16 protein-coding genes and 1 pseudogene are annotated in these 19,756 nt (G+C 62.7%); 7 read left to right on the top strand and 10 right to left on the bottom strand.

The window, feature by feature from the left end:
- Positions 1–112: 112 nt before the first annotated feature.
- The 6 genes from OKW40_RS01095 to OKW40_RS01070 form a co-directional block, all read right to left on the bottom strand.
- Positions 113–1,450, bottom strand: coding sequence for a GH1 family beta-glucosidase (locus OKW40_RS01095; protein WP_429487740.1), 1,338 nt, complete (start codon positions 1,448–1,450; stop codon positions 113–115).
- 59 nt (positions 1,451–1,509) lie between these two features.
- On the bottom strand, positions 1,510–2,340 hold the full coding sequence (locus OKW40_RS01090; protein WP_429487738.1) for a carbohydrate ABC transporter permease: 831 nt from the start codon (positions 2,338–2,340) through the stop codon (positions 1,510–1,512).
- Positions 2,337–3,371, bottom strand: coding sequence for a carbohydrate ABC transporter permease (locus OKW40_RS01085; RefSeq protein ID WP_429487736.1), 1,035 nt, complete (start codon positions 3,369–3,371; stop codon positions 2,337–2,339). The genes OKW40_RS01090 and OKW40_RS01085 overlap by 4 nt, the downstream gene beginning before the upstream one ends.
- Positions 3,372–3,500: 129 nt before the next feature.
- A complete protein-coding gene (locus tag OKW40_RS01080; RefSeq protein WP_184068263.1) occupies positions 3,501–4,748 on the bottom strand; it encodes an ABC transporter substrate-binding protein in 1,248 nt (415 codons plus the stop codon).
- Positions 4,749–4,937: 189 nt separating this feature from the next.
- On the bottom strand, positions 4,938–6,029 hold the full coding sequence (locus tag OKW40_RS01075; protein WP_429487734.1) for a LacI family DNA-binding transcriptional regulator: 1,092 nt from the start codon (positions 6,027–6,029) through the stop codon (positions 4,938–4,940).
- 201 nt (positions 6,030–6,230) lie between these two features.
- The gene (locus OKW40_RS01070) at positions 6,231–7,385 is read right to left on the bottom strand and encodes a porin (protein WP_429487732.1); all 1,155 of its coding nucleotides are present in this window, start codon (positions 7,383–7,385) and stop codon (positions 6,231–6,233) included.
- Between the two features lie 282 nt (positions 7,386–7,667).
- On the opposite strand from OKW40_RS01070, the gene OKW40_RS01065 reads away from it, so the two are divergent.
- The 3 genes from OKW40_RS01065 to OKW40_RS01055 all read left to right on the top strand — a co-directional run bounded on the left by OKW40_RS01065 (position 7,668) and on the right by OKW40_RS01055 (position 10,064).
- Entirely contained in the window at positions 7,668–7,802 is a 135-nt protein-coding gene (locus tag OKW40_RS01065) for a hypothetical protein (protein WP_429487730.1), read from the top strand.
- A 429-nt stretch (positions 7,803–8,231) separates the two neighbouring features.
- On the top strand, positions 8,232–8,540 hold the full coding sequence (locus tag OKW40_RS01060; protein WP_187616500.1) for a BON domain-containing protein: 309 nt from the start codon (positions 8,232–8,234) through the stop codon (positions 8,538–8,540).
- Between the two features lie 363 nt (positions 8,541–8,903).
- Positions 8,904–10,064 carry an endo-1,4-beta-xylanase gene (locus OKW40_RS01055; RefSeq protein ID WP_429354823.1) on the top strand — a complete coding sequence of 387 codons (1,161 nt, stop codon included), beginning with the start codon at positions 8,904–8,906 and terminating at the stop codon, positions 10,062–10,064.
- A gap of 116 nt (positions 10,065–10,180) precedes the next feature.
- Here the strand turns inward: OKW40_RS01055 and OKW40_RS01050 are convergent.
- The 3 genes and pseudogenes from OKW40_RS01050 to OKW40_RS01040 all read right to left on the bottom strand — a co-directional run bounded on the left by OKW40_RS01050 (position 10,181) and on the right by OKW40_RS01040 (position 12,822).
- Positions 10,181–11,747, bottom strand: a pseudogene (locus tag OKW40_RS01050) (alpha/beta hydrolase).
- A 467-nt stretch (positions 11,748–12,214) separates the two neighbouring features.
- Positions 12,215–12,433 (bottom strand): YMGG-like glycine zipper-containing protein, encoded by a 219-nt coding sequence (locus tag OKW40_RS01045; RefSeq protein ID WP_018422694.1) that lies wholly within the window; start codon positions 12,431–12,433, stop codon positions 12,215–12,217.
- An 11-nt stretch (positions 12,434–12,444) separates the two neighbouring features.
- Positions 12,445–12,822 (bottom strand): hypothetical protein, encoded by a 378-nt coding sequence (locus OKW40_RS01040; RefSeq protein WP_429487728.1) that lies wholly within the window; start codon positions 12,820–12,822, stop codon positions 12,445–12,447.
- Between the two features lie 897 nt (positions 12,823–13,719).
- Here OKW40_RS01040 and OKW40_RS01035 point away from each other — a divergent pair.
- Together OKW40_RS01035 and OKW40_RS01030 are read left to right on the top strand one after the other, a co-directional pair.
- Positions 13,720–14,178, top strand: a complete 459-nt coding sequence (locus tag OKW40_RS01035) for a helix-turn-helix transcriptional regulator (protein ID WP_429487726.1) — start codon at positions 13,720–13,722, stop codon at positions 14,176–14,178.
- Positions 14,179–14,180: 2 nt separating this feature from the next.
- Positions 14,181–15,506, top strand: coding sequence for a type II toxin-antitoxin system HipA family toxin (locus OKW40_RS01030; protein WP_429487724.1), 1,326 nt, complete (start codon positions 14,181–14,183; stop codon positions 15,504–15,506).
- Between the two features lie 40 nt (positions 15,507–15,546).
- Here the strand turns inward: OKW40_RS01030 and OKW40_RS01025 are convergent, their stop codons facing one another.
- Positions 15,547–16,224, bottom strand: coding sequence for a FadR/GntR family transcriptional regulator (locus OKW40_RS01025; RefSeq protein WP_184045149.1), 678 nt, complete (start codon positions 16,222–16,224; stop codon positions 15,547–15,549).
- A gap of 220 nt (positions 16,225–16,444) precedes the next feature.
- On the opposite strand from OKW40_RS01025, the gene OKW40_RS01020 reads away from it, so the two are divergent.
- Together OKW40_RS01020 and OKW40_RS01015 are read left to right on the top strand one after the other, a co-directional pair.
- Positions 16,445–18,229: a gamma-glutamyltransferase family protein gene (locus tag OKW40_RS01020; protein ID WP_429487723.1), complete on the top strand. Its 1,785-nt coding sequence runs from the start codon at positions 16,445–16,447 to the stop codon at positions 18,227–18,229.
- Between the two features lie 69 nt (positions 18,230–18,298).
- Positions 18,299–19,726: an MFS transporter gene (locus tag OKW40_RS01015; protein ID WP_184023600.1), complete on the top strand. Its 1,428-nt coding sequence runs from the start codon at positions 18,299–18,301 to the stop codon at positions 19,724–19,726.
- Positions 19,727–19,756 lie beyond the last annotated feature (30 nt).

Raw genomic sequence — 19,756 nt, 5'->3', positions numbered from 1 at the left:
TTGATGCCTCCTCCTCGATCCTTGTACTTGCAGACCCCGCGTGACGCTATCCCACTGCCGCACTACTGTCGCGCCACGCGAGGTTCGATGCGCCCGTCGCCGGGCGTGCGCCTCAGCGCACGGCCGCGACGCTGGCGTGTTGCGCGATCACGTCGCGATACCACAACGCGCTGTCCTTCAGCGTGCGCTCCTGGCTCGCGTAGTCGACGTAGACCATGCCGAAGCGCTTGTCGTAGCCCGACGCCCATTCGAAGTTGTCCATCAGGCTCCAGGCGAAATAGCCCGCCACGTCGACGCCCTGTTTCACCGCGTCCGACAAGGCAGCGAGATGCAGGTCGTAGAAGCGCACGCGCTCGGCGTCGTGCACGCGGCCGTTATCGAGCACGTCTTTCGCCGCGCAACCGTTCTCGGTGATGTAGATCGGCGGCAACTTGTAGTCGGCGTTGATGCGCGTCAGCAATTCGGTGAGACCTTGCGGATAGACTTCCCAATCCATGTCGGTGAAGCCGAGCGCACCCGGCGGACGCTTCTCGCCCGATGCGCTCGCAAAGATCCGCGTGTAGTAGTTGACGCCGAGGAAGTCCATCGGCGTGCCGATCACGTCGAAATCGCCGCTCCGGATCACGTCCTGCGGACCGTTCGCGCCATACCATTCCAGCGCCTCGGCCGGATACTCGCCCTTGAACAGCGGGTCCATGTACCAGCGCACGAACTTCGCGTATTCGAGCGACGCGGCGGCCTGATCGTCGGGCGCATCCGTCGCGCCATGCGCCGGCGACTGGTTCAGCACGATGCCGAGCGGCGCCATCACGCCATCGGCGCGCAGTGCCTGCATCGCGAGACCGTGCGACAGCAGCAGATGGTGCGCGACATGCGCGGCCTTCTTCAGATCGGCGTTGCCCGGCGCGAAATAGCCGGTTGCGTTGCCGAGCCACGCGGTGCACCACGGTTCGTTGTGCGTCGCGATCGATGCAACGCGATCGCCGAGCACGCTGCCGATCTTGCGCGCGTAGTCCGCGAAGCGATAAGCGGTGTCGCGGCTTTCCCAGCCGTTTTGCGTATGCTGCAGCGACAACGGCAGGTCCCAGTGATACAGCGTTGCGAACGGCTGGATGTCGCGCTCGAGCAAACCGTCGACGAGGCGCTCGTAAAACGCGAGGCCCTTGTCGTTGAATGCGCCGCGGCCAGTCGGCTGCACGCGCGGCCAGGCGATCGAAAAGCGATAAGCCTTGACCCCGAGTTCGGCCATCAGGTCGAGGTCTTCCTCGACGAGGTGATAGTGATCGCATGCGACATCGCCGTTCTCGCCGTTCACGACCTTGCCCGGCACGTTGCAGAACGCGTCCCAGATCGACGGGCCGCGGCCGTCCTCATGCGCTGCGCCTTCGATCTGGTAGGAACTGGTGGCGACGCCCCAGACGAAGTCTCCGTTGAATCGATACGTCGACATAGATGATGTTGTCCTGAATCGTCACGCCTGCTAGGGCGTGAAAAATGAAAGAGAGAATCTCAAGCCTTGACCGCGCCGGTCGTCAGACCGTCGATCAGACGCCGCGAGGTGAATGCAAACAGCACCAGCAACGGCAGCACCGCGACCGCGGAGCCCGCCATCACCGCGCCCCAATCCGAATTGGTCGGACTTTGCAGAATGCGCAGAGCGAGCGGCAGCGTGTACATCGACGGCGAACGCAGCACGACGAGCGCCGACAGAAAGTTGTTCCACGCCTGAATGAAGCTGATCAGTCCAAGCGTACCCAGCGCCGGTCCGAGCAGCGGCATCACGATGCTCCAGTAGATGCGGAATTCACCGCAGCCGTCGATGCGCGCCGCCTCGATCAGTTCGGACGGAATCGCCGCCGCGACGTACTGGCGCATCAGGAACACGCCGAGCGCGGCGGCCGCGCCAGGTACGTACAGCGCGCGCGGCTGATCGATCCAGCCGAGCAGGTTCATCGTCATGAAGGTCGGAATCATGCCGAGGAACGGCGGCATCAGCATCGCGGTCAGCGCGATCGCGAACAGCGTCTTCTTGAAGCGGAATTCGTACATCGCGAACGCGTAGCCGGCCATCGACGTGACGAGCAGCGTCAGCACGGTTTGCATCGTGGCCGTATAGAAGCTCCAGCCGAGATTGCGCCAGAACGGAATGTGCCGCATCAGCGAGGCCATGTTGTCGAGAAACGCGCTGCCGAACCACAGAGGGGGCGGCATCGAGAAAATCTCGGAACTCGTGTGCGTCGCGAACACGAACATGAAGTAGAACGGCGAGAACATCAGCAGCGCGCCGACCACCACGATCGCGTAGCCGATATAACGGCCCTTGTTGCTCGACGATTTCATCGCTGTGTCTCCTCGTTCATGCCGCTGCGGTGAAAGATCCGCGTGTTCAACCACATCAACGCGCAGATCGAAATGAACAGCAGCCATGCGATCGAACTCGCGGTGCCGAAATCGCCGTCGTGGAATGCGGTGCGATACATATAGACGGCCGTGGTCAGACCGGACTGGCTGGTACCCATGCCTTCGTTCGGCAGCAGGATGAACGGCTCTTCGAACAGTTGCAGCCCACCGATGATCGACAGCGTGACCGCGAAGAAAATCATCGGCTTGATCAGCGGAATCGTGATGCGGGTGAACTGTTGCCAGCCGTTCGCGCCGTCGATGCGCGCGGCCTCGTAAAGGTCCTTCGGAATGGTTTGCAGCGCCGACAGATACAGCACCGTGTTCCAGCCGACATAGCGCCAGAAGATCACCACCGACACCGCCGGCTTGACGTTCTTCGGGTTATACAGCCACTCGATCGGATGCGCAGGGACGATCCAGTGCAGGCCGGGCAGCTTGCCGAGCTCGGCGATCGCGAGGTTGATCATGCCGAAGTCGGTCGAATACAGCGACGAGAAGATCAGCGCGATCGCGACGCTCGACGTGATGAACGGCAGGAAGTACAGGCCGACCACCAGGTTGCGCCAGCGGCGAAACGCGGTTTGCAGAAAGAACGCGAGCGGCAGCGCCACCAGATGCTGCGGCACGCCGGACATGATCGCCATCGACGCGGTGTTGTACAGCGACTTCCAGTACCACGGGTCGGTCAGCGTGAACGTGAAGTTCGACAGACCCACCCACTTCATGCTCGCGAGCCCCGCCGTCGCGTCCCAGCTCTGGAACGACAGATACAGCGAAAACAGCAGCGGGAACGCCATGAATAGCGCGAACAGCAGGAAAAATGGCCCGAGAAACAGGTAGGGTGCGACTTTCACCGGATCGAGCCGCGAAGTTCTGCGCGGCGCGGCGAACGGCGCGGGCGAGCTCAGCACGTCGCTCGCGCGCGCATCGCGGGCGACCTCTGGGGTCGTGGGCAGCGGGGTGTTCATCAATGGTTCCGTCCAGTCGGGCGTCGCCGGGATCGATGACCGGCCACGCTGTTTGCAGCAGACTTGCAGCGCACTGCGACACACTTCGGTCGCGGCACGCCGCGTGCCGCGATCTTGCATCGATACCGCTTAACGGCGCACCCGATGCGCGATCTGGTCCTGCGCTTCCTGGAGCGCCGTATGCACGTCTGCGCCGTCGTCGACGACCTTGTCGAGCGCCGAGTGCACCGCTTCCTCGGCGACCTGGTCGTACTTGCTACGCTGGATCGCCGGGATGTGGGAGGCTGCGTCACGCCAGATCAGACGCGCTTTCTCGTTGCCGAGGAATGCGACCGGCTCCGCGAAGAACGTATCGTTCTGCGCGGCGAGCAGCGCGGGGAATGCGTCGATCGAACGGAACGATGCGAGCTGCGTGTCCTGGCGCGTCGTCAGGAACTTGATGAATTCCCACGACATCGGCTTTTGCGTCGCCTTCGCCGGGATCGAGTAGAACGTGCCGCCGAACGATGCGTACGCGTTGTTCGGCAGATTGGCCGCGCGCCACAGACCCTTCGTGTCCGGGGCGATCCACGACGACAGGTGGCCACCGAGCCACGCGCCCATCATCTGCGTCGAGACGGTCCCGCGCTTGAAACTTTCGGCCCATTCGTTCGACCAGGGCGTGATCTTCGCGTCGAGACCGAGGTCGCGTGCTTTCTTCGCGAGCTCGAACGCCTTCACGAAACGCGGCGACGTGACGACCGGATTGCCGGCCTTGTCGAAGTACACGCCATCGCCTTCCTTCAGGTCGGCGCGAATGTAGATGTCCTCGATATCGCGCGACGATGCCATCAGGTACGCACCCGTCGCCTTCTTGATCTTCACGCCGGCCGCCAGGTACGAGTCCCACGACTTCGTCAGGTCGGCTTCGGTCACGCCCGCCTTGTCGAGAAGGTCCTTGCGATAGAACAGCGTGCCCGGACCGATATCGGCCGGCATGCCGACGATCGTGCCGTCCTGCGTGGTCGCCTGCGCGAACGTGTAGTTGATGAACTGGCTTTTGTACTGGCCCGCGTTATACGGCGCCTTCGACAGATCTTCGAGACCGCCGCCCGAGGCGAAGCGGCCGATAAAGCCGACCTCGACCGCCATCACGTCGGGCAGATTGGAGCTCGTCGCGAGTGCGGTGGTCATTGCGTTGTGGTGATCGGCGATCGCGAGCGACGAGACCTTGATGTCGACGTCCGGATGCAGCTTCTTCCACGCCGGAAGCGCGTCCTTGATTTCCTGATCCAGCTTCGGAAAGACCGCGACCGTCAACGTGGTGTTGGCGTGCGCGCCGACTGCGGCCAGGCTGAGCAGAACGGCGGCGGCAGAGCCTGAAAAGCGGAATTTCATTACTCGTCTCCTGAAGAACCCTGTTTGAATTGCATTTGATGAATACCCGGTTGCTGCGACCTACTTCCCCTGTTGTCTTTGTTGCTGCTTTGCTCGGTGCTGCTTTGCCTGGCGCTGAATGCGCTGCTGAATTTCTGCTTGACTGCCGATACCTGAAAGCGCTTTCACGTTGAGGCGAAAAAACAGCCGCTACGTAGGCGTATCCCCCCGTTTTACCGGCGGCGTGATTCGCCGCGTGGTTTCACGCGTCACGAGCGTGAGCGGAATCGGGCTTAGCGCGATCGACTGCTTGCGGATCATCTGCACGATGCCCTGTGCGGCGAGGCGGCCGATTTCGTAAGTCGGCTGGCGGACTGTCGTCAAAGGCGGCGTCATGTACGACGATGTCGGCAAATCGTCGAAGCCGACCAGCGACACGTCGTCGGGCACCCGCACGCCGCGGCGGAACATCGCGAGGCGCGCGCCGTACGCGGTTTGATCGTTTGCGCAGAACACCGCGCTGAACGATGGATGGCGCGCCATCAGGCGCTCCATCGCTGCGACGCCGCCCGTTTCGAGGTAATCGCCCTGCTCGACGAGATCGGCATCGAAGCCGATGCCCGCTTCCTCGAGCGCGGTCCGGTAGCCGACGAGGCGCTCGATCGCATCCTCGTGACTTGCCGGCCCGGCGATGAAGGCGATCTCGCGATGGCCTTGCTCGATCAGATGATGGGTCGCGTCGCGTGCGCCCTGCATGTTGTCGATCGGCAGGCCAGCGAGCGTCGCGCTGTTGTGTACCGAGCGGCCGAGTACGAGCATTGGCGCGTGCCGCGAGTAGTCGGTCAACGTCGACTCATCGAGTTGCGCGTGCAGCAAGATGATTCCATCGACGCGCCGCGCGATGAACTGCTCGAGGCGCGCCTTTTCGTCGTCGATGTTCCAGCGGCTGCTCACGAAGATCGGCGTAAAGCCCGGTTCGTACAACGACTCCTCGATGCCGCGCAGCCACTCGGCGTAAAACGGGCTCGACACCGCCTGCGTCAATACGCCGATCGTTTCGGTCCGCCCGCTCGCGAGACTGCGCGCGAGCACGTTCGGCCGATAGTTGAAACGCGCGATCGCCGCTTCCACCGCCTGCTGCTTGGCGGGAAGCACGCGCGCAGAACCGTTCAGGATCCGCGATACGGTGCTCGGAGAAACACCGGCCGCGCGCGCGATGGCTTCGAGCGTCACGTTGGGCGCAGCGGGTACGTCGGATACCTTGGGCGCGCCGGGTTTATCGTTGGAGCCGTCGTGGGTCATGAGTTCTGCCTGAATCCTGTGATGAAAGCGCTCTCAGATATGAAGAGGCGCACTACGTCCGGTGATGAATTCGAAAAAAAGAAAAAGCAGCCGATGCGACGAGGGTGGAGGAGGCGTCGCACCGGCCTCTCTATGAAAGAGAAAAATAAACAGTCCTTGAAACAAAGAGATCACTGCGATTGCTGATCAGGCAACCTCAACTCAGAACGAGGTCATGATCCCGGCGAACACGCCGGTCTGGCTATGACCATAGTTCGGGTTGCTGTTCGACGACGTGCCCGTCACCGCATCGAAGTTGTTGTTGCCGTACGGCCCGTTGCCGAGGTTCAGATTCGACGTCGAGCTGTTGTGCACGTAGCCGGCTTCCGTGTACAGGAACGTGCGCTTGGACAGCGCGTAGGTCGCAGCGAGCGTGAACAGCGTTGCATTGCCGTTGCCGTTGTTCGCGTTCGCGTGGTAGACCGCAGCCGTCAACAGCGTGGGCGACGTGACCTGCCATGCAGCGCCGACCCATTCGTGGTTCACACTGGTCGGCGCGCTCACGCCGAGAGGCTGCGACGCATCGGTTACGCCCACGCTCGCGTTGGTCGCGTCAGGCGCGCTCAGGTGCTGGTAGCCCGCGTACAGCTTGACCGGACCTAGCACGTACGTGCCGCCGACAAGGGCCATCCGCGAAGCAGAGTAGACGTTGTTGAACGAGCCGTTGGCGCCGCGCACTTCGTCATAGATCACGCGGACGTCGCCGTTGCCCCACGTGTACACACCTTCGACCGCGTTCGTACGACCCTGGCCGGTCGGCACGCCAGCCGAGTTGACAGGCGCCGAGTTCCAGCTCGTGTTGTTGGTCAGCGAATACTGGCCCTTCAGCACGAGGCCGCCGAGCAGCACCGGAGAGTTGTACTCCGCGCCGTTGCTGGTGCTCGCCCAGTTGCGACCGCGCACCAGTGTCGAGATCGCGTAGCGCTGCATCACCTGCGGGTCGGTGCCCCAGCTGTCCTGCGAAAGTTCGCCGGCGCCGAGGTTACCGATCTTGAACAAACCCCAGTGGTCGTTCGTCAGGCCCACCGTCGCGTGGCGGCCGAACAGATTGCCGGCGGATGCACCGGTCATCGTGTTGAGCTGTCCTTCGAGCTGGAAGACCGTCTTCGTGCCGCCGCCGATATCTTCGGCGCCCTGCAGGCCGAACCACGAGCAACCCCAATCGCCGCTTTGCGCTGACCACGCGTGGCCGCCCGGGAGGCCGGTTTCAAACTGGATGCCGTTGTCGATACGGCCGTACAACGTGACGCTGCTCTGCGCATGGGCCACCGTCGTCGCGGCTGCCATCACCGACACAGCAATAAGCTTCTTCTTCATTTAGATATCCTTATATATATATTTTGGCGTCTCCAAGCCGCACAGGACGCACGCGTTCTCACACGTTTTCCCTCTTGCCGAAATGTTCGCTACTTATTCGCTTCACATTTCGAGGCGATTATAGGGATGGCCTCGCGCCGCGCATCAAACTAACTGCTCAGGGAAAACGCTGTTATCGATAACAGTTGCGCGCCGGACGATCCCGCAGTAGCGCCCTGCTTTGTGACCATTACGTGATGGTCACAAGCGTCGGAAATCCGTTTGAACTCATGCACCGAAACGATGGGCGAATCCGTCTCGCGCGTCGCTCAGCGCTTGCTTAACAAGGAAGACGCGCTCGAATGCAAGCAAAATTTCGCGCTTGATGTTGCGAAGATGCAACGAGCCGTCTCGCTTGCATTGCCGGTTTGGGCTTGACGAACTGGCGCAGGAGCCGCCAGCAGTGGTGGACATTAGCGACTATCATCAATGCATACGATGTCGGGCAACGAGCCGGGCTCAGCCGCGTAGCAGGCTGAGTGCGGGATTGTCAGCTCATCCGTCTGGCTCTCGCGCTCCAATACGAACGCTCCAACCAGCTTCCATCCCCGGCTCTCGCTGTTCCCCCGCCACGCCGCACATGCGACGTCCCGCTCGAACACGCTGCCCTTGCAACTTTTCTGCGGGCGACGGCACGACCGCCCATCGCCCCGACTGGCAAAACCTCGGCGCGCAACCGCGATAACCGCGACGCATGCAGTGAAATGAGGATTTTGTCCAGTGCACTTCCGACGCCTCGCATCGAGTCGAACCGGAAGATTTGCCGGCGGATTTTGCCGACACACCTTGGCACTCTAAGGAGGTATCGTGAAAACAGCCCTTGTTTCTACACTCGCGCTGCTGATTTCAAGCGCAATAGCGCCGGCGGCCCATGCCCAGGATTCGCAAGCCACTGACCAACAACTCGCCCATAGCGTGCGGGTCGCGGAGGCGCACAGCGGAGTCGGGATGTCACATGTGTTCGTCTTTGCCCACTCGGGGCAGATCACGCTGCTCGGATGGGTGCCAGAGCGGGACCATGTCGCGCGTGCCGAGCAGAGTGCGATGTCGGTTCCGGGTGTCACCTCGGTGGACAACCGGCTCTCGCCCGACGCTGGCTCGCTGAACGGGCATTGAAATCAAACTGAATCGCGGCGCGGACGACGATTGAAGCAAACCCGCGCGTTCAACGGATTCGGTTTTCCTGTCTCGCCAGTTGGGATTCATTGACTGGCGCCCTGTTTCGCGCCGTTAGCCGCGCGTCGGTTCCGTGCAATCCCCATCTGAAAGCGCTTTCAACCGACGCCGTGTCAAGCCGGTCGACTCGACGCTGATTCACCATCCATGTCTCGTCGATATGTCAGGTAAATCCCTCATAGCGGGGCTGACAGAGGCTGCTTAACATCCCATGTTACCGGTAACGGTAAACATAGTTACAGAAGACATCCGAACCGGCATTGCGTCACAAGGAGACCAGGAGTGCGTCCTTTGAGGACTTCAATGCGCATGCTCTGCGCAGCCGTCGCCGTTTGCGCGCTCGCAACCGCAGGCTGCGCGCACAACCAGGCCGCCGTCGCTCATGACGGCCAGCCGCTCGCCGCGGCGCCCGCTGAGGCGCTGCCGTCATTGCGCAGTGTGATGGCCGCGCACTTCAAGGTCGGCGCGGCGATTGAACCTGATTCAATCGACAGTCCCGCCGACGCGGCGCTCGTCGCCGCCCAGTTCTCGAGCCTGACCGCCGAGAACAAGATGAAGCCGGGCACGATCGGCGTCGCGGAAGGCAAGTACAACTTCGAACCGGCCGACAGGATCGTCGCGTTCGCGCAAGCGCACGGCATTGCGGTGCGCGGGCACACGCTCTTGTGGCACTTCAAGGCCGGCGACTGGACCGAGGCGCCGGACTGGTTCTTCGCCGGCGATCCGAAAGATCCGCTCTATCACGACATCGTCGCGAAGCGGCTCGATCGATATGTAACCGACGTCGTCACACATTTCCGAGGCAAGGTCTACGCGTGGGACGTAGTCAACGAAGTGATCAGCGACGATCCGCATCAGGTGTATCGCGAAGACAGTCCGTGGTATCGGACGCTTGGCAAGGACTACATCGCGATCGCCTTCCGCGCGGCGCGCGCGGCGGACCCGAACGTGAAGCTCTATATCAACGAGTACAACACCGACGATCCGGGCAAGCGCGCAAAGCTGCTCGCGGTGATTCGCGATTTGCGCGCGCAGGGCGTGCCGATCGACGGTGTCGGGCATCAGATGCATATCAGCGTAAATTGGCCACCTCTGCCGAACATCAAGCAGGCGTTCGACGACGTCGCCGCGCTCGGCCTCGAAAACCAGGTGACCGAGCTCGACGTGAGTCTCTATGCCGATCCCGGTGAATGCTGGAGCGATCCGCATGCATGTCTGCCGGACCTCGGGCATCCAGTGCCGAACGACATCATGCGCGCGCAGGCCGAGCGTTATCGCGCCGTGTTCGCTCTGTTCGAGCAGGAGCCGAGCATCAAGGCGGTCACGTTCTGGGGCTATTCGGACAAGCACACGTGGCTGACGTCGACGCCGGTGCCGCGCAACAACCTGCCGCTACCGTTCGATGCGAACCTGCAGCCGAAAGCGGCGCTGTGGACGATCGTCGATTCGTCGTATCAGCCGTAACGTCGATCTTCGAGCCGAAAAGCAGGCGGCCCGCGGTAGGTGCGGTCCGTCTGGTCACATCTCACGAGGGTGGCAGTGCAATTGCCGTCAGCTTGATTCAAAGCATCGAGATGATTTCAAGGCTCGTCCGAGCCGACCTGCTCGAGCGCATTCAGATTTTCGGGGAAATCGTCGGGCGAACCGTCGGCGGTTTCATGCGTGCGCGGCGGTGACTTGACGACCGGCGGCGGCATCTTTCCGATGCCTTCGTCGATACGCTGCAGCAGATACGGGAAGAACGGATTCGACGCGATGCGGAACATCGAATCGAGCGTCAGAATCAGTGTGCCGCGTTCGCCGCGCGGCGCGAGCGTGCCGAGGTTCTCGTTGAAGTTCTCCGAATCGTCCGGCGCGATGCCGTACAGCGCGTCGGTGATCGGGAATGGAATCGCGACGTGCGACAACGAGAAAATATCCTGCGGATAGTCGATATCCAGCGGCTTGACACGCGTTTGCACTTCGCCCGCATAAACGCTGCGCTCGACAGTATGCGCTGAATCCGGCGACACGTTGGCGATCACCGTCGTGCGATAGTTCTGCGGACCGATGCGCAGTAGGCGCGAGAGCGCCGTGTACGACGCGGAGCGCAGGAAGGTCCTGAAGCGCACGCTGCGGTTCACGTCGAACAGCACGACCTCGCTGCCGTTCTCAGGCAGCTTGTCGTAGAGCGCCGACATCACCGCTGGCGTGCTGACCGTGAAATCCGTCACCGACTGGAACGTGAGGATAGGCGGCAACTTATCGAGCCGGTTCTCGCGCTCGAGCCGCGCAATCTGTTCCTGAATCACGCTCGTGAGGAGAAAGGACTGTCGCGCGCCATTCACAGGAAACGAGTTGTACTTGAACGGGTTGAACTCCGGCACGATGCCGAGCCACGCGGCGCGCGCGAAAGCCGGCAGCACCGCGGGTAATCCGGCGAGACCGGCAAAGCGTGCGTAACGCGTGACGCCGATCATCGGCGAGATCAGCACGACGCGCGTCGGACGCGCGAGCGCGGGATTCTCGATCGCGTCGAGCGCATATTGCAGTGCGAGCGCGCCGCCGTTCGAAAACCCGACCAGCTCGATCGGCTTGTCCGGCCCCACGCGACGGCGCGCTTCACGCACCGCGAGCCGAGTGGCCGCGGTCCAGTCCTGCCAGTGCACGTCGACGAGCCCCGCCGGCACCGTGCCATGTCCGGGTAAGCGGATGCCGATCGCGACGAAACCGCGATCACGATATCGACGCGCGATATGCCGCATGCTGTACGGCGCATCCGTCATGCCGTGCAGCAGCACGACCGCGCCGACGGGTGGCCCCGACGGCTCGAGAATGTACGAGTGATTCCAGTTTTCGGCGAAATGCCACGGAAAAATCGGCGAACCCTCGTAATAGCGGTTCGCCGGAATGCGCTCGGACGGCCGCAGCTTTTCAACGACATTGACGCGCACGTCGTCGAAAATCCGATTTTCCGCTTTGATGTATGCGTTCCAGTCGGCGGTGTCCATTTCCTCGACGGTCATTTCGCGCGGCACATAGGTGTGCCATACCGACAGCTCCGGCCCGCGCTGCGAATTCCACACGCGTAGCCCCCAATGCGAGCACCGCCAGCAGCACCAGAATCCATGCACTTATCTTTATTACCTTCAGTGACGTGCGCAGCATTCGTGTTCTCTTGATGAGATGAAGGTTGCACCGCGCGCAGGCTGCTCTCTGCGTGGTGTGCGCATGCCGCCATCGCGGCGGCTTCCGATGTGGATATCCTAAGGGCTTTTAATCATCGGTTCAAACTTTGTCGGCCGGGCGGGCAACGCGACGTCGACAGCGGCCCGAGTATGAACGGATTATTTTCATGACGAACTGGGGATGCGCGATGTCGCGAGCGCGAATGAATTCGCCCCATTCGCTTCGCTACTTGACATTCGACGTGAGGAAAATGGCACGGAATGCATACGGCGTCGCGGGGAAGGGAGAGGTGCCCCATGGAAGAACGGTCCTTCAGCGACGCCTCGGAAATCGCTTCACTCGACGGCCGTGGAATGCCTGATCAAGGCCTGATCGGGCCGTGCGCTTCAGTAACGAAGCCGGGACGTGACCCAGGTCGCGCCCCAGCCTTTCCTGCTCGCCGGTAATTACTGACGGCCGCGGATATTGCCGGCCACGCCGCCCGCCGCGCCGCCGATGATCGCGCCGGTCCACGCATCGCCGCCGGAGATCGCCGCGATGCCCGCACCGGCGCCCGCGCCAAGTGCCGCGCCGCTCACCGTGCCCTGCGTCTGCGGGCTCATGTCCGTGCAACCGATCATCGCAGCCAGTGCGCCAATACTGACGATCCACCCAAGTCGTTTCATGATCGTTCTCCTTACTGATTTTTCTTCATGCCGGGCACGACCATCTGGAACCAGAGGGTCTCGATCACCGGGTGTTGGATCATCGTGGGATTGGCGGCGTAGTAGCCGTCGAGGCCTTGACGCACGCTGTCCAGTGTCTGGCCTTGCATGCCCTTGCCGAAGCGCTGTGCGATGTCATTGCTGTTCGCCGTGTTGCCGGCATAGGCGCGCTCAACGTCGATCAAATTCGAGATGCCGACCAGATACGCTTTCTTCTGCTCATCGGTCGACTGCATCCATTGCTGGCCTGTGACAATTGGAATGCTCTCCGCACGCGCCACGTTGCCCATCATTGCCAGCGATAGAAAAGTCAGAGATAACAGCGTTCGCCATTGTGGTTTGCTTGCCATCACATACTCCAAAGAAGTTATGTTCTCCAGCGGCCCGCCGGCGACCGCATCCGGCGGCGTCGATCGCGTTATTTGGAAGAATGGTCTGTGTGTCTCGTCGAATCTCCTTTCAGGTTCACCGGTCGGCGTGGTTCGCCGGTTCGGCTTCTATTGGCGTTGGGTCGTATCAGCGAATAGACACCTTGATGGCAGAAAATCTCATGGCGGATTGGAGTGATTTGCACACATGCCGTATGCGCGCAACGATTGGACTCGTGTCGGCCTCGCCGCGTAATACACGCTATAGAGTCTACAGCCTTTTCTGTAATTTCCAAGCCCGTTTCCTCTCGATGCGCGGCGCGTGACATTTGTGTCAAATTTCATTCGGCAAGCGAAAGGATACGATGCAATGCGCGTCGACACTCGTCAGCTATCCTGCGCTCGATTTGAGCGCCCGTGATATTGCTAGCGATTCGTTATCGACGGCCATTCAGTGTTCTGGCCACGCAATGCGAAAACAGCTTTTGTTTTGCCTGAATGTTCGGCTTCCTGATTAGATCGTCAATCGAAAACGATTCGGATTTATCTATTTCCGGTCGAGGCGTTGCTTCTTCTGATGGCAGCACCAACCAGCAGTGAAACAGATGCGATTTTATGGTTGCGTTTGTCGATCATCTTTATTTTCGGTGGATCACATGTTGCCTGCGGCGGAGGGGCTGCGCAGCAGCGAAGGGGGTGGCGGTGCGCGGTTGACCGTTAGTTGCGTGATGAGTAGCGTGACGGGACGCGGTTTCAAATGCGTACGTGCTCGTCATTAACAGTCTCTAGCTTGTATTTGCTAAATACAGAGTATAGACTGTATCTGTTATTTACAGGTTTTGGGCTGTTACGCCGCCGCAGCCGAACCGGAGATCGACCGTGGACTACGCCATCAAGACACTGAGCCAACTCAGACCGATCCTGCAGGGCTTCAGGAAGGCCGCCGGCCTCACTCAGGCCGCGATGGCCGCGCATCTCGGGGTCACGCAACAGACCTACGCGCAACTCGAAGCGAATCCGGCGACCGTCAGCGTCGAACGGCTCTTCAGGGTGTTGCGGGTCTTGCAGGTCGATCTGAAGCTCGCGCAGAGCGGATCGACGCAAAGCATGGCCGTGGAAGACGCCGCGCCGGCGCCGAACCGCTCCCGCCGCGCCGGGAGCGGAACGCCGGCCGCCGGAGCGCCGGTCGCCGGAACGCCGGTCGACGCAAAAAGCAACGCTAAACGCGCCACGCGCGTGCCGCTCAAACCGGGACCGTCGGCGCAAAAGCCCAAAGCGGTCAAACCCGCCAAGGCAACCAAAGCGGCCAGCACCAGCAAGAAACGGGAGGACTGGTAAGCATGGCGCGCAGCACACCGAACCGTCTGAATCTGTGGATGAACGGCCTGCGGGTCGGCGCCTGGGAAACGACACGCAGCGGCGAACGTCTGAGCTATGCCGACGAATGGATCGACGATCCGCAAGGACGTCCGCTATCGCTGTCACTGCCGTTCACACCGGGCAATCAGGCATATCGCGGTCAGATCGTCGCCGACTATTTCGACAACCTGCTGCCCGACAGCGAACCGATCCGGCGCCGCATCGCCGCGCGCTACCGGACCGGCAGCGCCGCGCCGTTTGCGTTGCTCACCGCGCTCGGCCGCGACTGCGTCGGCGCATTGCAACTGCTGTCGCCGGACGAAGAGCCGAGCGATCTGACGAGCATCCACGGTCGCGAACTCAGCGACAGCGAGATCGCGGCGTTGCTACGCGGCACGACGACGGCGGCGCCGCTCGGGCAGCACGATCCGCTCGAAGACCTGCGTCTGTCGATCGCCGGCGCGCAGGAAAAAACCGCGCTGCTCCGTCATCGCAATCGCTGGCTGCTGCCCGAAGGCAGCACGCCGACCACGCACATCTTCAAGCTGCCGCTTGGGCTCGTCGGCAACATGCGCGCCGATATGCGCACGTCGGTGGAAAACGAATGGCTGTGCTCGCAGATCGTCGCGGCCTACGGGCTGCCCGTCGCGCGTTGCGAAATCGCGCGATTCGATGAGCAGAAGGTATTGATCGTCGAGCGCTTCGATCGCCGTTTGTCGAGCGACGCCACGTGGATCGTGCGTCTGCCGCAAGAGGACATGTGCCAGGCCACTGGCACGTCGGCGCTGCACAAGTACGAGTCCGATGGCGGTCCGGGCATCGAGACGATCATGGAGATACTCGCGAGGTCCACACGCGCGACGGCGGACCGGCGCAACTTCTTCGCGACGCAGCTGGTTTTCTGGCTGCTCGCCGCGACCGATGGCCACGCGAAGAACTTCAGCATTGCGCATCTGCCCGGCAATCGCTACGAATCCACGCCGCTTTATGACGTGCTGTCCGCGCATCCGATCATCGGCAGCGGCGCGGGGCGCCTCGCGGCGCAAAAAGTGAAACTGGCGATGGCGGTTCGCGGCAAGAACGTCCACTACCTGCTCAATCAGATCCAGCGCCGGCATTGGGTGGCCGAAGGACAGCGCGTCGGTTTTTCCGCCGCGGACGTCGATACGCTGATCGATCAGTTGACCGCGCAAACGGAGACGGTGATCGACGCAGTCTCGTCGCAACTGCCCGCCGCCTTTCCGCTGGACGTGGCCGATGCGGTCTTCGACGGCATGCGCCGGCTGAACCGGAAGCTCGCGCAGTAAAGCGCCGCCATCCTGACCGACGCGCGGCACCACGGCAACCTCACGCCCGCCGCGCCGCCGCACCATCGGTCTTCGCCGACGCACGCCACTGCACGCTCAGCAGATGCTCGCGCATGCATTGCGCGGCCGCATCCGCATCGCGCGCTTTCAGCGCATTGACGATCGCCTGATGCTGTTGCGCGAAAAACTGCCGCGTCTCCTGCGCGGACGTTTTCTCGCGCACCTCCGGCTTCACCCGCATACCGTTGATCACCTCCATCAACGCAATCAACGCGGGATTACGCGTGGCATGTCCGATCAGCAAATGAAAGCGATGATCCCATTGCTGCCACTCGTCGTCGTTTTTCGCGGCGGCATTTTTGCGTGCGCATTTCTCCAGTTCCTGCAGGTCGTCGCCACTCGCTTTCGTCGCGGCCAGCGCGGCCAGCGCCGGCTCGAACAGCAGCCGCATTTCGGCAATATCCGCGGGACTGGTGCCGGCGCGCAAGCCGCGCAGCGTCGGCGCAAACTTCAGCGGCCGCGCGCCCAGATAGGTGCCGCGGCCGACGCCGCGCCACACGCGCCCCGACGCCTCGAGCGAAGCGAGCGCCGCGCGCAGCTCGCGGCGGCTCACGTCCAGTTCCTCGGCGAGCTTTCGTTCGGGCGGCAGCGCGTCGCCGTCCTTCAACTGATGATCGGCGATGTAGTCGAGCAGCGCATCCAGTACCGGTTTGTCCATGTTGTCCACTGAACCAATTTGTATTGGTCCCAACGATACCAGAATCGCGGCGGCATGACATACCAGCACCCGGTGATTTTTGATTCGCTATACTGGGTCGCATATTGATGGTTAACACCGGGTGCAACCCGGCTTCGTTAGTTTTACGCTTTCATTTTCTCCAATTGAACCACTCCATATTGGTTCTTCCATTCGGACCGTCGTCGCCAAGGAGTCGCGCATGTCGTTTACAACCCGTCCAGAACTGATCGGCACCTTCGGCATGGTGGCCTCGACGCACTGGCTCGCGAGCGCATCGGCGATGGCGGTCCTCGAAAAAGGCGGCAATGCGTTCGACGCCGCCGCAGCAGCCGGCTTCGTCCTGCAGATCGTCGAGCCGCATCTGAACGGTCCGGGTGGCGAGCTGCCGGTGGTGTTCTACAGCGCGCGCGAAGAACGCGTGCGCGTGCTGTGCGGACAAGGCGTGACGCCCGCGCGCATGACGATCGAGCGGATGCGCAAGATGGGGCTCGACGTGGTGCCGGGCACGGGCCTGCTGCCCGCGGTCGTGCCGGGCGCATTCGGCGCGTGGATGGCGCTGCTGCGCGACTATGGCCAGTTGCCGCTCGAAGAAGTGCTGAGCTATGCGATCGGCTACGCGGAAAACGGCTATCCGGTGCTGCCACGCATGGCATCGTCGATTCTCGCGATTCAGGACTTCTTCCGCACCGAATGGACGACCTCGGCCGAGCAATGGCTGCGCAACGGCGAGGCGCCGATGCCGAACCAGTTGTTCGCGAATCCCGCGATCGCCGAAACCTACAAGCGCATCCTGCGCGAGGCGAATACGCGCAGCGATCGCGCCGAGCAGTGCGAACGCGCGCGTGATGTCTTCTATCGCGGCTTCGTCGCCGACGCGATCGACCAGTACTTCCGTTCGACCGCCGTGCTCGACACCTCGGGCCTGCGCAATAGCGGTCTGCTCGATGCGGGCGATCTCGCGCGCTGGGAGCCAACCTACGAAGACCCGGTGTCTTACGACTACGCGGGCATGCGCGTGCACAAAACCGGCCCGTGGGGCCAGGGCCCGATGTTCCTGCAACAGCTCGCGCTGCTGAAGGGTTTCGATCTCGGCGCGATGGACCCCCTCGGGCCCGATTTCGTGCACACGGTGATCGAGTGCTCGAAGCTCGCATTCGCCGATCGCGAAGTGTTCTACGGCGACCCGGCGTTTTCGCATGTGCCGATGGACGTGCTGCTCAGCGACGCGTACAACGACGACCGGCGCCGCCTCATCGATCCGCGCCGCGCGTCGTTCGAATTCCGCCCCGGGCTGCTCGGCGACAGCGAGCAGCGCGCCGCGCGCATCGTCGCGAATGCCGGGCGCGAGCAGGCCGGCGGCTTTGGCCAGGGTGAGCCGACGTTCGCGCCGCTGCCCGAATTGCGCGGCGATACCGTGCATCTCGACGTGGTCGACCGCTGGGGCAACATGGTGTCGGCTACGCCGTCGGGCGGCTGGCTGCAGGCGTCGCCGGCGGTGCCGGGGCTTGGCTTCAACGTCACCACGCGCGCGCAGATGTTCTGGATGGAAGAAGGCCTGCCTTCGTCACTCGGCCCGGGCCGCCGGCCGCGCACCACGCTGTCGCCGACGCTCGTCACGCGCGACGGCAAACCGTACGCGGCCTTCGGCACGCCGGGTGGCGACCAGCAGGATCAGTGGTCGCTGCAGCTGTTCCTCAAGCACGTGCATGGCGGCATGAACTTCCAGGCCGCCGCCGATGCGCCCTCGTTCCAGACCGCGCACTTCCCCGGCTCGTTCTATCCGCGCGCGATGCAGCTCGGCAAGATGTCGGCCGAGTCGCGCTTTCCGGACAGCACGCTCGCCGAACTGCACGCGCGGGGCCATGACCTCACCGTCGCGGAACCGTGGGCGCTCGGCCGGGTCTGCGCGGTTGCGATCCGCAACGGTTTGATGCGAGGCGCCGCTACACCGCGTCAGATGCAGGCCTACGCAATCGGCCGATAAGCGGCCCGAAGCAGCCATCAGCGCAGAACGCGTGGCCTCGCCGCGCCATTTCCTTCAGGAGAAGTTGCCGTGTCCGCCGTCGCCGCCCGTCTTGAAAGACTTCCCCTGTCGAGCTTTCACCGCAGACTGCTGCTGATCGGCGGGCTCGGGTACATGTTCGACGGGCTCGATTCGTCGTCGCTCGCGTTCCTGCTGCCGGTCGTCAGCAAGCTGTGGCAATTGACGAGCGCTGAGACCGGGCTCGTCGCGAGCAGCACCTATATCGGCTACTTTTTCGGCGCGTTCCTGTCGGGTGTGCTCGCCGACGTGATCGGCCGGCGCCGCATCATGATGAGCGCGCTCGCCATCTATTGCGTCGCGTCGCTCGCGAGCGCGACCGCGCACGACTGGCACACGTTCTTCGCGCTGCGCGTCGTCGCGGGCTTCGGTTCGGGCGCGGAGACGGTCGTGATCGCGCCGTTTCTCGCCGAGTTCGTGCCGCGCCGCTATCGCGGCATTTTCTGCGGCGCGCTGGTCGGCTTCATGTCGTTCGGCTATCTGACCTCGTCGATTCTCGGCTTCGCGGTGGTGCGCAACTTCGTCGACGGCTGGCGCTATCTGGCCGTGATCACGTCGCTGCCCGTCGTGATGCTGCTGTGGTGGCGCCGGACGCTGCCGGAATCGCCGCGCTGGCTCGAAAGCCAGGGCCGCGCGGCCGAAGCGAACGGCATCGTCGGCCGCATCGAAGCGGCGTTCGTCGAGCGCGGCATTGCGCTTGCGCCCGTGACTGCGAACCACGCGCTACACGCGCTGCCCACGCCGGCCTCGACGCCGGCGCGCGGCAACGCGTGGCGCAACGTGCTCACGCTGTGGTCGCCGCGACTCGCGCGCACGACCGCGGTCAGCTGGCTGATGTGGTTCTCGGTCGCGTTCGCGTACTACTCGTTCTTCGCGTGGATCCCGAGCCTGCTCGTCAAGGAAGGGCTGACGATGACGAAGAGCTTCGGCTATTCGATTGCAATCTATGGCGCGCAGATTCCCGGTTACTTCTCGGCGGCGTGGCTCAACGAAAAGATCGGCCGCAAGGCGGTGGTCGCTTCCTACATGCTGTTCGGCGGCATCGCCGCGATCACGCTCGCGTTTTCTCACACCGGCATACAGATCATGACCGCGGGCATCGCGCTGTCGTTCTTCATGAACGGCGCGTTCGCCGGCGTCTACGCTTACACGCCGGAAGTGTTTCCCACCGCGGTACGCACGACGGGCACGGGCTCGTCGTCATCGTTCGGCCGCATCGGCTCGGTCAGCGCGCCGATCCTCGTCGGCCTCGTTTATCCGCTGTCCGGTTTCCTCGGTGTATTCGCGATGACCACGACGGTGCTGGTGATCGGCGCATGCGTGGTGTTCTTCCTCGGCATCGAAACGCGCAACCGCTCGCTCGAAGATATCGAGGCGAGCGAACTCGAACCGGCTCGCGACGCGCGAGGCCAGCTGAACTCCACCCGCATGCACGGCTAAACGCACTGCGACTTTTCACACTTTCCGATG

The sequence above is a fragment of the Paraburkholderia sp. RAU6.4a genome, assembly GCF_050435625.1.
GTDB lineage: Bacteria > Pseudomonadota > Gammaproteobacteria > Burkholderiales > Burkholderiaceae > Paraburkholderia > Paraburkholderia tuberum.
Note: the sequence above shows the minus strand (reverse complement) of the source record. Positions and strands in the feature narration are given on the sequence as shown.